The sequence below is a fragment of the Sinorhizobium terangae genome (genome assembly GCF_009601505.1).
Lineage (GTDB): Bacteria > Pseudomonadota > Alphaproteobacteria > Rhizobiales > Rhizobiaceae > Sinorhizobium > Sinorhizobium terangae.
This window is the reverse complement of record NZ_WITC01000090.1, coordinates 101,525-114,190: the sequence shown is the minus strand read 5'-3', so window position 1 is coordinate 114,190 and position 12,666 is coordinate 101,525. Positions and strand designations below refer to the sequence as shown.

The window sequence follows — 12,666 nt, the reverse complement described above, 5'->3', positions numbered from 1 at the left end:
GCTTTCATCCTACCTGACAGCAACGTCGAATCCGGACCCGAGATGCCGCACAAGGTCTTCGTCAACCGCCTGAAACTGACCGACTTTCGCAATTACGCGACGCTGGCGCTCGACCTCGACGCACGCCATGTCGTGCTGACCGGCGAGAACGGCGCAGGCAAGACGAACCTTATGGAAGCGGTCTCGTTCCTCTCCCCCGGCCGCGGCCTGCGCCGTGCGGCCTATGCCGACGTCGCGCGCGTTGGAGCGGCCGACGGCTTCTCGGTCTTTGCGGCAGTCGAGGGCATGGAAGGGCCCGTGGAAATCGGCACGGGCACCGCCGGCACCGAGGATGGCCAAGCGCGCCGCCTGCGGCTCAACGGCACGCCGGCCAAGACCGTGGATGAATTGACCGACCACCTGCGGGTGCTCTGGCTGACCCCGGCGATGGACGGCCTCTTCACCGGCCCGTCCGCCGATCGCCGGCGTTTTCTCGACCGGCTGGTGCTCTCGCTCGACCCCGAGCACGGTCGGCGCGCCAGCGAGTTCGAGCGCGCGATGCGCAGCCGCAATCGGCTGCTGACGGAGTTTCGGCCGGACCCTGCCTGGCTTTCGGCAATCGAGCGAGAAATGGCGGGGCTCGGGGTGTCCATGGCATTGGCGCGCCTCGAAATGCTGGGCCTGCTGACGGCGCTGGTCGAAAGAAGCCAGGTCGAGCGAAGTCAAAGCGAGGGTACATTTCCTTCCGCGACGCTGTCGCTGTCGGGCTTTCTCGACGACTTGCACGGCCTGCCGGCCTACGATCTCGAAGAGCGCTATCTGGCAATGCTGCTGGAAGGCCGCGGCCGCGATGCCGCGGCCGGCCGCACGCTTGATGGTCCGCATCGCAGCGATCTTCTCATTCGCCACCGGGAAAAGAACATGGAGGCCGAACGGTGTTCGACCGGCGAGCAGAAAGCGCTGCTGGTCGGCCTTGTGCTCGCCCATGCCCGTCTTGTCGGCGACATGACCGGCCATGCGCCCGTGTTGCTGCTCGACGAAATCGCTGCCCATCTCGACGAGGGGCGGCGGGCAGCACTCTTCGATCTCGTCGACGGCCTTGGTGGTCAGGCCTTCATGACCGGAACCGACCGGACCATGTTTGCAGCGCTTGGCGAACGCGGCCGCTTCCTGACCGTTGCCAACGGACAGGTTTCCGGGTGAGACTCGCGCTGCAAAGCATGCGGAGAAGAATCGGTCACGCCTGTGATTTTCGGTCGGTCCGTCCCTAAATCAACGTGATCCAACGGAAAGGTTCCCGAATGACGATCGACGCAAAGCTCGACACCGCGGAAATCGCCCGTTACGCGCGCCACATCGTCTTGCCGGAAGTGGGCGGCGCGGGACAGCAGAAGCTGAAGGCGGCGCGCGTTCTCGTCATCGGCGCAGGCGGCCTCGGCGCGCCCGTGCTCCAGTACCTCGCCGCGGCCGGTGTAGGAACACTCGGCGTCATCGACGACGATGTCGTGTCACTGTCGAACCTGCAGCGGCAGGTCATTCACGCAACCGCGGATATCGGTCGCCCTAAGGTCGAGAGCGCCGTGATGGCGATCAATGCGCTCAATCCCCACGTGACGGCCACGATGCATCACACGCGGCTCGAGGCCGGAAATGCCGAGGAAATCTTCCGCCACTACCATCTCGTCATCGATGGCTCTGATAATTTCGATACGCGTTATCTGGCGGCAGACACGGCCGAAGCGGTGCAGGTTCCGCTGGTCACCGGCGCCGTCGGCCGCTTCGACGGGTCGGTCACCGTGCTGAAGCCATTCGAAACCGATGTCGAGGGCCATCCGAACCCGTCCTATCGCGACCTCTTTCCCGCCCCTCCCCCGCCGGGCGTGGTTCCCTCCTGCGCCGAGGCCGGCGTGCTCGGCGCCTTGACCGGGGTTATCGGCACGCTGCAAGCAATGGAGGCGATCAAGCTCATTACCGGGATCGGCGTGCCTCTCGTTGGTCGGCTGCTGCTCTACGATGCGCTCGCGGCCGAGTTCAGCACGATCCGCTATCGTCGTGGCGCGGCTTGAGGACACCATGAAGGTGATTCGCATCGACCGTCGCTTCGATCGCATCGAAGAATTGCTGGCGCTGATCCTCGCATCCTTCGCCTATATGGATGGACGGATCGAGCCCCCTTCTTCGGCGCATGCGCTGACGGCGGAAACGCTCCGTCGAAAGACCGAAGACGAGATTGCCTTTGTCGCCCTCGCCGAGCGCGATCTCGTCGGCTGCGTGTTCTGCAAGCCGGAAGCGGATTGCCTCTACATCGGCAAGCTCGCCGTCGCGCCCTCGGCACAGCGCAGGGGCGCGGGGCGGCTGCTTCTCGCCGCGGCGGAAGAAACGGCGCGCGAATTGAAACTTCCCGCGCTCCGGCTGCAGACACGCATCGAGCTTTCCGAGAATCACGCGACTTTCGCGGCTTGGGGTTTCGCCGAGACCGGCCGTTCGGCCCATCCCGGCTTCACCCGTCCGACGTCGATCGAAATGCGGAAGGTGCTTTAAAGACGCGCAGCGAGCGAAGGAGCCATGCGGCAGTGTTTCGACGCAAAACGAAGAGCCCCTCCCCAACCCCTCCCACAGGTGGGAGGGGCTTCCCCGCGGCAGCCTCCGCACTGAAATGAACCGTTGCCGCTTGTGGAGACGCAGCACTGGGCGCGAGCAAGCCCCTCGCCCTTGTGGGGAGGGGTGGGGGAGGGGTATCCGGACAGAAATGCCGCTCTAATCCCGCCCCGGCAATACGCGGTCCGGCGGGCGGTGGCCGTCGAAGAAGGTGCGGATGTTGATCACCACTTTTTCACCCATGTCGATACGGCCTTCGAGCGTCGCGGAGCTCATGTGCGGCAGCAGCACCACCTTGCCTTCGCCGGCGAGCTTGACGAGCTTGGGGCTGACCGCCGGCTCGTTTTCGAAAACATCGAGCCCGGCCCCGGCAATCTTGCCTTCCCTGATGCACTTGATCAGCGCCGTCTCGTCGATGATGCCGCCGCGCGCGGTGTTGACGATGTAGCTGTCCGGCCGCATCAGCGCGAGCCGGCGCGCCGACAGCAGATGGAAGGTCGCGGGTGTCGAGGGGCAGTTCACCGAGACGATGTCGACGCGCGCGAGCATCTGGTCGAGGCTGTCCCAGTAGGTCGCCTCGAGCATTTCCTCGGTCTCTGGCTTTACCCGGTGGCGGTTGTGGTAGTGGATCGACAGGCCGAAGGCCTTGGCGCGGCGGGCGACAGCGGTGCCGATCCGGCCCATGCCGACGATGCCGATACGCTTGCCGGCGATACGGCGGCCAAGCATCCAGGTTGGCGACCAGCCCGCCCATTCTCCCTTGCGATCGGTCAGGATCTGCGCACCCTCGGCGAGCCGCCGCGGCACCGCAAGGATGAGCGCCATGGTCATGTCGGCCGTGTCTTCGGTAAGCACATTCGGGGTGTTGGTGACGGTAATGCCCCTTCGAGCGGCCGCGTCGACATCGATGTTGTCGACCCCGTTCGAGAAGGCGGCAATCAGCCGCAACTGCGGCCCCGCCTGCTCGATGAGCGCGGCATCGATGCGGTCCGTCACCGTCGGCACGAGCACATCGACCCGCTTGACCGCGGCAACCAGCTCCGGCTGCGTGCGCGGCATGTCGTCGACATTCAGCTCTGCGTCGAAGAGTTCGCGCATGCGGGTTTCGACGACATCCGGCAGTTTGCGGGTGATGTAGACCGTTGGCTTCTTCTTGCTTGTCATCGCTATGCGCGGGCCTCGTTCACGGGTCCTTAACCAAGTTGGGTGATAGTTTCTCCCTGTAGTCGCAATTTCTACCAGACCCGGTGGCGAAGACAATTGAAAGTCACTGCCTGACACCGGATTTGCACCCCAAGCCGACGGGCCAGATCAAAGTGCGCCTCCAAGGCTTCACTGCTATCGGAACATGAGCTTCGTCATGCGTGATGTCGTTTCCAGCTTCTCGACCGTGTTGGTAGCCGCCTGCATCGGGATTGCCGTGATGACCTCCGGCGCCTTCGCCCAGGCGGCGAAAGGCGCGAGCGGCCTGCCGCTGCCGCGCTTCGTCAGCCTGAAGTCGAAGAGCGTCAACTTGCGAATCGGTCCAAGCCTCGATTACGCGGTGGCCTTCCGCTACCTCAAATCGGGCGTGCCGGTGGAAATCATCCAGGAATATGACAACTGGCGCCGCATCCGCGACGCGGACGGGACGGAGGGCTGGGTGAACCAGGCGCTGCTTTCCGGCGACCGGACTGCGCTTGCCGCCCCGTGGATGCGCGGCAAGGGCGAAGGCATATTCGTCAACCTCCGCCGAGATCCGCAAAGCACCGCGCCGATCATCGCGCGGATGGAACCGGGCGTCATGCTGCAGATCGGCGAGTGCAATGGCGACTGGTGCCACGCCGAGACGCAGGGCGTCGAAGGCTGGATCGCTCAAGGCGAGATCTGGGGCGCCTATCCGGGCGAAGCGTTCAAGTAAGCGGCGGCAAGCGAAAGCCCCTCATCCGCCTGCCGGCACCTTCTCCCCGCAGGCAGGGCGAAGGGACTCGCGGCGCCCGCTCAGCCCCACTCCCGCGTGCGTGGAGTGGGTTAGGGTGAGCGGCACGTCCCGTTTAGAAACGGGCTGAATCCTTTAGACGAGAGCGGCTTGCCTCGCTGCATTGGCAAGCGAGACCATCGGGCGCGGTCCGATCTGGCCGATCACGATGCCCGCGGCCAGGTTCCCGAGCCGGCTGCAATCTTCAAGCGAGCGACCGGCCGTATAGCCAAAGAGGAAGCCGGCGGCGTAGAGATCGCCGGCGCCGGTGGTGTCGACCACCTCCTCGATAACGCTCGCGCCGACGCGCACGCGCTCGGCGCCGCGCACGATGACGGAGCCTTCCTCGCTCAATGTCACGGCGGCCAATTTGCAGTCCCTCGCCAGACTGTCGAGCGCGAGATCGAAATCCTCCGTCTCGTAAAGCGCCAAGGCCTCCTGCCTGTTGGCAAAGACGATGTCCACGGTGCCGGAACGCATGAGGTCGAGGAACTCGTCGCGATAGCGATGGACGCAGAAGCTGTCCGAGAGCGTCATGGCCACTTCGCGGCCGTTGGCATGGGCGATTCGAGCCGCCTCGCGGATCGCATCCTTGGCGCGCGGCGGGTCCCACAGATAACCTTCGAAATAGGTGACCTTGGCCTGCGCGACCACATCCGCCTCGACGTCTTCGGGGCCGAGTTCGACACAGGCGCCGAGATAGGTGTTCATAGACCGCTCGCCGTCCTCCGTCACGAAGATCATCGAGCGTGCGGTCGGCGGCATAGTTTCGAGCGGCTTGGTCTGGAAATAGACGCCCTGCGCCCGGATATCGTGGGTGAAAATGTCACCGAGCTGGTCACTGGCGATCTTGCCAAAATAGGCCGCGCGCCCGCCAAAGCTCGCGACACCGGCCGCCGTGTTGCCGGCGCTGCCGCCGGATGCTTCAACCGCGGGGCCCATCCGCGAATAGAGCAGCTCGGCCCGATCCGCGTCGATGAGGTTCATCGCGCCCTTGATGATACCGTTCTCCACAAGAAAGCTGTCATCGCAGCGCGCAATGATATCGACGATCGCGTTGCCGATCGTCAGCACATCGTATTTTGTCATGAACTCCGTCCGGTTTCCTGAAATGACCGGTCTCCGTTAATACCGGTTTTCCGGCCATTTGGAAGCCACTAAGGCGCCGCGCGTCTTTTCAGACGCACAAAGCTCGCTGTAGAACTTCGGGACGCGATATGTTCCGCCCTTAAATCGGCTCCGATTTTAGGCACTGGAGGCGAAAATGCATGCGATCAGGCCGGCAGCGCCCCGGCGTCGTAGGCGGCAGCAAATTCCGCGCTCGGCGGAATGGGCTTGATGACATCGATCATGACGCCGTTTGGGTCGGCGGTGATGAAATGACGTTGGCCGAAGTCCTCGTCGCAAATCTGCTTGAGTATGGGAAGCCCTGCGGCCTGCGCCTCCGCATAGACCTGGTCGGGATCGTCGACCTCGAAGTTCAGGAGCAAGCCACGAACCGGCGCTCGCGATGCTTCCGGTATAGTTTCATGGCGATAGTCTAGAACGGCGAGGGTCACATGCTTGTCCTCTGTCGATTGGAGATGCATGTACCAGTCGCTCGTGAAAAGCGCCTCGAAGCGGAAGTGCCTCATATAGAAATCCGACGTCGCCTGAACGTCGTTCGTCATGATGACCGGGTAATAGCTCGTCGTTTTCATGCTTTTCCTCCTCAACTCTTTTTCATACAATCTGTCTGTATCTAATTAACATACAGGCTGCATGTATGCAACAAACTCGACGCTCGAACCGAGATCGATCCGACGCCACGCGAACCGCAATCCTCGACGCGGCCCGCGAGCTCTTTGTCGTCCGCGGATACGCGGACACCGCAACACCTGACGTCGTTGCCGCAGCGGGGCTGACGCGCGGCGCGCTCTATCACCACTTCGAGGACAAGAAGGCGTTGTTTCGGGCTGTCGTCGAGCGGGAGGCACGGGAGGTCGCCGCGGCTATCGAACAATCCGGCGACACCCGTCTCTCCCCGCGCGACGCGCTCGTCTCCGGGGCCGGCGCCTATTTCGACGCGATGGCGATACCGGGCAGAGTGCGCCTGCTGCTGCTCGACGGCCCTGCCGTTCTCGGAGCGAACGAGGCGGCGGCGATCGACGCGGCTCACGCGCGGCGCACGCTGGAGGACGGTCTGAAGGCCGCGATTGCGCCGCGCCGCGTCGACAGCGCGGTCCTGACCGCGACGGCAATCCTGCTTTCCGCTGCCTTCGATCGCGCCGCAGTCGAGATCGAGGGGGGCGCCGCCCGCGCGGTCTATATGAAAGCAATCACCGATCTGGTCGACCGCCTAATCGCGCCCTGAAATCTCCCCCGCCGCCGTGACATATCACCCGGCGACAGGCACGACCTGCGGCGGCAGCTCGACCAGTGGGGCAGGTATATCGCACGTTTTTTCCGGAAACTTGCAGAGGTCCGCGATGACACAGCGCTCGCATTCCGGCCGGCGCGCCTTGCAGACGTAGCGGCCGTGCAGGATCAGCCAATGGTGCGCGTGGTAAAGGTAGGCCTCCGGGATAACGCGCGAGAGATGCGCTTCCACTTCGTCCGGCGTCCTGCCCGGTGCCAGGCGAATGCGATTGGCGATGCGGAAGATATGGGTGTCGACGGCGATCGTCGGTTGGCCGAAAGCCATCGACAGAACGACATTGGCGGTCTTGCGCCCGACGCCCGGCAGGGTCACCAGCTCTTCCCGCGTGCGGGGTACTTCGCCGCCGAAATCGGCGATCAGTTTCTCCGAGAGCGCGATGACGTTTTTCGCCTTGTTGCGGTAGAGCCCGATCGTCTTGATATAGTCCCTGAGCTTTTCCTCGCCCAGCGCCAGCATCTTTTGCGGCGTATCGGCCACTGCAAAGAGCGCGCGTGTCGCCTTGTTGACGCCGGCATCGGTTGCCTGGGCCGAGAGCGCGACTGCCACCACCAGAGTGAACGGATTGACGTGTTCGAGTTCGCCCCTCGGTTCCGGGCGCTGCACGGAGAAACGGCGGAAAATCTCCTCGACCTCGGCAGCGCTGTAGGCACTGCGCTGCCGCGCCGGGACCAGGCGGACCGTCGCAGCATTCGATTTTGACGATTGTTTCGGCGATTTCGGCTTCACGTTTTTCATGCCGCATCTATAGTCATTGGTTATGACCGAAGGCAACGCCGAGACCTCCATCAACGACCAGACGATCTTTGCCGCCGAGCTTACGCCCTACCGTTCGCTTGGTCTCAGGGGATTCAAGGTCCTTCTGATGATCGCGGGCGCGATGAGCCTCGTGCACATATTCGTCTTCCTGGTCATCGGTGCATGGCCAATCGTCTTCTTTTTCGGCCTGGACTTCGTCCTGCTCTTCGGCGCCTTCTGGCTCAACTACCGTTCCGCACGGGCCCGGGAAGAGGTGAGCGTCTCGCGAACCGACGTGTCTGTGAGGAAATTCACCCCATCGGGGAGAATGACCGAGCATCGCTTCAATCCCTTCTGGGCGCGGTTCAGCATCAAGCGGCACCAGGAGATCGGCATCGTCTCGATGTGGATCATCGGCGGCGGTCGCCAGACCGATATTGGCTCCTTCCTCAATCGCGACGACCGCGAAACCTTCGCGCTGGCCTTTGCCCGTGCGCTCGCGACTGTCCGCCGGCGCTGATTCTTGAAACGACCGATGCTCAACAAGAATCGGGTGGTTATCCGCTCGCTACAGGCTTACCTGTAGGCTGACAGGAGGCGATCATGAACGTTGTTACATCCATTCCGACCGACATCACTCCCGAAGGCACCGATTACGATACGGTCAGCCGCGTGATCGAGATGCTGACGGAGGATTACCGCGATCAGCCGTCGCTTGAAACCGTCGCCCGACGCCTCGGCCAGTCGCCAACGCAATTGCAGAAGACCTTCACCCGCTGGGCAGGGCTTTCGCCCAAGGCCTTTCTCCAGGCGGTGACGCTCGATCACGCGAAACGCTTGCTGCGGCAGGAGGACATGCCGTTGCTGGAGACAAGCATCGAGGTGGGTCTGTCCGGTCCGAGCCGCCTGCACGATCTCTTCGTAACACATGAGGCAATGTCGCCCGGCGAATGGAAGGCGCGCGGCGCCGGGTTGACCATTCGCTATGGCTTCCATCCCTCGCCGTTCGGGACCGCGCTCGTGATGGTCACCGAGCGGGGCCTTGCCGGACTTGCCTTTGCCGATTCCGGCGAGGAGCGGTCGAGCTTCGACGACATGGCCCGGCGCTGGCCGAAGGCAAGCTATGTCGAGGACAGTGCGGCAACGGCGCGCTATGCCGCCCGCATCTTCGATCCCGAGCGCTGGTGCGCGGAGGAGCCGCTGCAGATCTTCCTGATCGGCTCGGACTTCCAGATCCGGGTGTGGCAGGCTCTCTTGAATATCCCGCTCGGAAAGGCGACCACCTATTCGAAAATCGCCGACGAGATCGGCCAGCCGACCGCGTCACGCGCCGTCGGCGCGGCCGTCGGACGCAACCCGATTTCCTTCGTCGTGCCCTGCCACCGCGCGCTCGGCAAGAGCGGCGATCTCACCGGCTACCACTGGGGCCTGACGCGCAAGCGGGCGATCCTCGGCTGGGAAGCGGGCAAGGGCTGACACAAAAAAAGGGACGCCGCGGCGTCCCTTTTACCCGATGCGAAGGCGCGTTAATGCGCGCTGGACATGTCACCCAGCACTTCCTTCGAAGCGACGGTGGAATCCGCATTCAGCTTGTAGACCATCGGAACACCGGTCGCGAGGTTGAGCTTGAGGATCTGTTCCTTGGTCAACTTGTCGAGCACCATGACGAGCGAGCGCAGCGAGTTGCCATGCGCGGCGATCAGCACCTTCTGGCCCGAAAGCACGCGCGGCAGGATGTCGGTAAGATAATAGGGCCAGACACGCGCGCCGGTGTCGCGCAGGCTCTCGCCGCCGGGCGGCGGGACGTCGTAGGAGCGGCGCCAGATATGCACTTGCTCTTCGCCCCATTTGGCACGCGCGTCGTCCTTGTTTAGGCCGGAAAGATCGCCGTAGTCACGCTCGTTCAGCGCCTGATCGCGAATGGTTTCAAGCGAGGACTGGCCGACGGCGTCGAGCACGAACTGGCAAGTGCGCTGGGCGCGGACAAGGGAAGAGGTAAAAGCAATGTCGAACTTGATGCCATATTCGGCGAGTGCCTTGCCGCCAGCCTTCGCTTCTTCGACGCCAAGTTCTGTCAGGTCCGGGTCGCGCCAGCCGGTGAACAGGTTCTTCAGGTTCCAATCGCTCTGGCCATGCCGAACGAGAACGAGGGTGCCGCTCATTTCAATTCCTCTTGAAAGATTTGAGTGTCAGTTGAGCCCGAGAACGTCGAGCATGGAATAGAAGCCGGGCTTCTGGCTGCGACCCCAAAGGGCGGCGGTGACCGCGCCACGCGCGAAGATCGAGCGATCCGTGGCGCTGTGGGAAAGGGTGATCTCTTCGCCCTCGCCCGCGATAATGACGGAATGTTCGCCGACGACGGAACCGCCGCGCAGCGTCGCAAAGCCAATCGCCCCTTCCGGGCGTGCCCCGGTGTGGCCGTCCCTCACCCGCACGGAATGGTCCGCAAGCGCGATGCCGCGGCCCTTGGCCGCCGCCTCTCCAAGCAGGAGCGCCGTGCCCGACGGCGCGTCGACCTTGTGCTTATGGTGCATTTCCAGGACTTCGATGTCCCAGTCCGCCGCCTTGAGCGCGCGTGCAGCCTGCTGCACCAGCACGCCAAGGAGATTGACGCCCAGGCTCATATTGCCCGACTTGATGACCCGCGCGTGCCGTGCCGCGGCGCGGATCTTTGCCTCGTCGTCAGCCGAGCAGCCGGTGGTACCGATGACGTGGACGATGCGTGCCTGCGCTGCCAGCCCGGCGAATTCGACCGTACCCGCCGGCGACGTGAAATCGAGAACGCCCTCCGCCTCTACGAATGCCTCGAGCGGCTTGTCGGTGATGGCGACACCGATCGGCCCGAGCCCGGCGAGTTCGCCGGCGTCACGCCCGAGAAACGGCGAACCCGGCCGCTCCACCGCGGCGTGCAGGCGCACGCCGGCCATGCCGTGAACGATCCGGATCAGTGTCTGGCCCATTCGGCCAGCCGCGCCGACCACCACGAGCTTCATGTCCGTTTCGCTCATCGTCGAATTCCCCTGATGCTATAGGATTGCGTCTTCCGCCGTCATGTCCGAGGCGCTGCCCTGAAGATTGTGCAGCCGAGCGTAGAGGCCGTCCGGACGCTGTGCAAGCTCCTCATGCGTGCCCTCTTCCACGACGCCGCCGTCCTTCATGACGATGATCTTGTCGGCATTGACGACGGTCGAAAGCCGGTGCGCAATGACGATGACCGTGCGGCCGCTCATCGCTTGATCGAGTGCCTTCTGAACCGCAGCCTCGGACTCGGTGTCGAGGGCGGAGGTTGCTTCGTCGAGAAGGAGGATCGGCGCATTGCGCACAAGTGCGCGGGCAATCGACAGCCGCTGCCGCTGGCCGCCCGACAGTGTCACGCCGTTTTCGCCGACCGGCGTGTCGTAGCCCTGCGGCTGCGCCAGGATGAAATCATGGGCATAGGCGAGTCGTGCCGCCTCCTCGATTTCCGCGTCCGTGGCGTCCGGCCGCCCATAGCGAATGTTGTCGCGGATCGAGCCTTCGAAGAGGTACGGTTGCTGCGAGACATAGGCAAGGCCGTTGCGCAGCGACTGCTTGGTGACTCCGGCGATATCCTGCCCGTCGATGAGGATCTGCCCTGACTTGGGGTCGTAAAAGCGCGGGATCAGGCTGATGATGGTCGACTTTCCGGCACCCGAAGGGCCGACCAGCGCGGTCGTCTTGCCGCCCTCGGCGCGGAAGCTCACGCCTTTGAGGATCTCGTCGCCGCTGCTGTAGGCGAAGCGCACGTCACGCAGCTCGATCGCCGCTTCGCCGAACTTGATTTCGGTTGCATTGGGACGGTCACGCTGATGCGGAACAGTGTCGAGAATCTCGTAGATCATGCGCGCGTTGACAGCCGCGCGCTCAAGCGAAACCTGCAGGCGCGCAAGACGCCGCGCAGGGTCATAGGCCATCAGAAGGGCGGTGACAAAGGCGAAGAAAGCGCCCGGCGGAACGTTGCTGTAGATAGTGCGGAAGGCCGAGTAAGCGAGCACCGACGATATCGCCAGGCCGGCGAAGGTTTCCGTCATCGGCGCGGTGCGTTCGCTGAGCCGTGCGATGCGGTTTGCCCGGTTTTCCGCCCGGTCGATGATCGTCTCGACCTTGCGGCGCAGTTCGTTTTCCATCGTGAAAGCCTTGACGATGGAAATGCCCTGGATCGTTTCCTGCATGGCGCCAAGGACGCGGCTGTTGACCTCGACGGCCTCGCGTGTCGCCAGGCGCAGGCGCTTCGAGATATAACGCAGGCCGAGAAGCAGCGGCGGCGCGACGAAGAAGACAATGAGCGAGAGCAGCCAGTCCTTGCTGAACATGACCCCGATGAGCCCGATCAGGGTCAGAAAATCGCGCGCGATCGACGTCACCGTCATGTTGAGCACGTCGCGTATGCCGCTAACATTCTGGCTGATCTTGGCGGCAAGCTGCGCTGAGCGCATGTCATGGAAATAACCGACGCTCAGCGCCATCAGATGGGCGTAAAGTCGGCGCTGATAGCGGGCGACGATATTGTTGCCGATCTTCGAGAGCGCGACCGCCTGTCCGTAGGTCGCGAGACCGCGAAGCACGAAGGCCGCGAAGATGGCGGCACAGATCCACAGCACGATATCGGCGCGCCTGTTGGCAAAGGCCTCGTTGATCACGGATTCCATGATCCAGGCCGTGAAGCCGGTCGTCGCCGCCACGACCGCCAGGCAGGCGATGGCAAAGGCATAACCCCGGATGTGGTCGCGGCCGTTTTCGGCAATGACGCGCCTCAGGATTCCGGTAATCGTGTCGGAATCGACTGCGCGCTGTTTTCTATTCTTGGCGTCCAATAAGCCCGTCTTCCCTGAGCTCGCTCTAGATCACGATGATTTTAGGTCGAATCGACCTAAAATCATGAACGTGATCGATTCCAATAAGTTAGAGCGGGATGCGGGCGGAAAACCGCGCACACTTTTCCTCATCCCGCTCCAGCGTT

14 protein-coding genes are annotated in these 12,666 nt (G+C 63.4%); 7 read left to right on the top strand and 7 right to left on the bottom strand.

The window, feature by feature from the left end; translation table 11 throughout:
• The first annotated feature begins 42 nt into the window (after positions 1-42).
• From recF to GHK62_RS21695, 3 genes are all read left to right on the top strand, one after another.
• A complete protein-coding gene (recF, locus tag GHK62_RS21705; RefSeq protein ID WP_153441157.1) occupies positions 43-1,182 on the top strand; it encodes a DNA replication/repair protein RecF in 1,140 nt (379 codons plus the stop codon).
• Between the two features lie 98 nt (positions 1,183-1,280).
• Entirely contained in the window at positions 1,281-2,045 is a 765-nt protein-coding gene (locus GHK62_RS21700) for a molybdopterin-synthase adenylyltransferase MoeB (protein ID WP_153441156.1), read from the top strand.
• Between the two features lie 7 nt (positions 2,046-2,052).
• On the top strand, positions 2,053-2,520 hold the full coding sequence (locus GHK62_RS21695) for a GNAT family N-acetyltransferase (protein ID WP_153441155.1): 468 nt from the start codon (positions 2,053-2,055) through the stop codon (positions 2,518-2,520).
• A gap of 216 nt (positions 2,521-2,736) precedes the next feature.
• On the opposite strand, the gene GHK62_RS21690 is transcribed toward GHK62_RS21695, so the two are convergent.
• Positions 2,737-3,741, bottom strand: a complete 1,005-nt coding sequence (locus tag GHK62_RS21690) for a 2-hydroxyacid dehydrogenase (protein WP_153441154.1) — start codon at positions 3,739-3,741, stop codon at positions 2,737-2,739.
• 184 nt (positions 3,742-3,925) lie between these two features.
• On the opposite strand from GHK62_RS21690, the gene GHK62_RS21685 reads away from it, so the two are divergent.
• Positions 3,926-4,477, top strand: a complete 552-nt coding sequence (locus tag GHK62_RS21685; RefSeq protein ID WP_153441153.1) for an SH3 domain-containing protein — start codon at positions 3,926-3,928, stop codon at positions 4,475-4,477.
• 153 nt (positions 4,478-4,630) lie between these two features.
• On the opposite strand, the gene GHK62_RS21680 is transcribed toward GHK62_RS21685, so the two are convergent.
• Positions 4,631-5,623, bottom strand: a complete 993-nt coding sequence (locus tag GHK62_RS21680) for an adenosine kinase (protein WP_153441152.1) — start codon at positions 5,621-5,623, stop codon at positions 4,631-4,633.
• 185 nt (positions 5,624-5,808) lie between these two features.
• Positions 5,809-6,234: a VOC family protein gene (locus tag GHK62_RS21675; RefSeq protein ID WP_153441151.1), complete on the bottom strand. Its 426-nt coding sequence runs from the start codon at positions 6,232-6,234 to the stop codon at positions 5,809-5,811.
• A 65-nt stretch (positions 6,235-6,299) separates the two neighbouring features.
• Between GHK62_RS21675 and GHK62_RS21670 the strand changes: the two genes are divergently transcribed.
• Positions 6,300-6,887 (top strand): TetR/AcrR family transcriptional regulator, encoded by a 588-nt coding sequence (locus tag GHK62_RS21670; protein WP_153441150.1) that lies wholly within the window; start codon positions 6,300-6,302, stop codon positions 6,885-6,887.
• Positions 6,888-6,911: 24 nt separating this feature from the next.
• Here GHK62_RS21670 and nth read toward each other — a convergent pair whose 3' ends face one another.
• Entirely contained in the window at positions 6,912-7,688 is a 777-nt protein-coding gene (gene nth / locus GHK62_RS21665; protein WP_153441149.1) for an endonuclease III, read from the bottom strand.
• 22 nt (positions 7,689-7,710) lie between these two features.
• Between nth and GHK62_RS21660 the strand changes: the two genes are divergently transcribed.
• Together GHK62_RS21660 and GHK62_RS21655 are read left to right on the top strand one after the other, a co-directional pair.
• Complete coding sequence (locus tag GHK62_RS21660) at positions 7,711-8,208, top strand: DUF2244 domain-containing protein (protein WP_153441148.1); 498 nt, start codon at positions 7,711-7,713, stop codon at positions 8,206-8,208.
• A gap of 83 nt (positions 8,209-8,291) precedes the next feature.
• The gene (locus GHK62_RS21655; protein WP_153441147.1) at positions 8,292-9,164 is read left to right on the top strand and encodes a methylated-DNA--[protein]-cysteine S-methyltransferase; all 873 of its coding nucleotides are present in this window, start codon (positions 8,292-8,294) and stop codon (positions 9,162-9,164) included.
• A gap of 50 nt (positions 9,165-9,214) precedes the next feature.
• Here GHK62_RS21655 and GHK62_RS21650 read toward each other — a convergent pair whose 3' ends face one another.
• The 3 genes from GHK62_RS21650 to GHK62_RS21640 are packed head-to-tail and all read right to left on the bottom strand — an operon-like array spanning position 9,215 to position 12,520.
• Positions 9,215-9,850, bottom strand: coding sequence for a 2,3-bisphosphoglycerate-dependent phosphoglycerate mutase (locus tag GHK62_RS21650; RefSeq protein ID WP_153441146.1), 636 nt, complete (start codon positions 9,848-9,850; stop codon positions 9,215-9,217).
• A 27-nt stretch (positions 9,851-9,877) separates the two neighbouring features.
• Complete coding sequence (dapB, locus tag GHK62_RS21645; protein ID WP_153441145.1) at positions 9,878-10,696, bottom strand: 4-hydroxy-tetrahydrodipicolinate reductase; 819 nt, start codon at positions 10,694-10,696, stop codon at positions 9,878-9,880.
• 18 nt (positions 10,697-10,714) lie between these two features.
• On the bottom strand, positions 10,715-12,520 hold the full coding sequence (locus GHK62_RS21640) for an ABC transporter ATP-binding protein (RefSeq protein ID WP_153441144.1): 1,806 nt from the start codon (positions 12,518-12,520) through the stop codon (positions 10,715-10,717).
• Positions 12,521-12,666 lie beyond the last annotated feature (146 nt).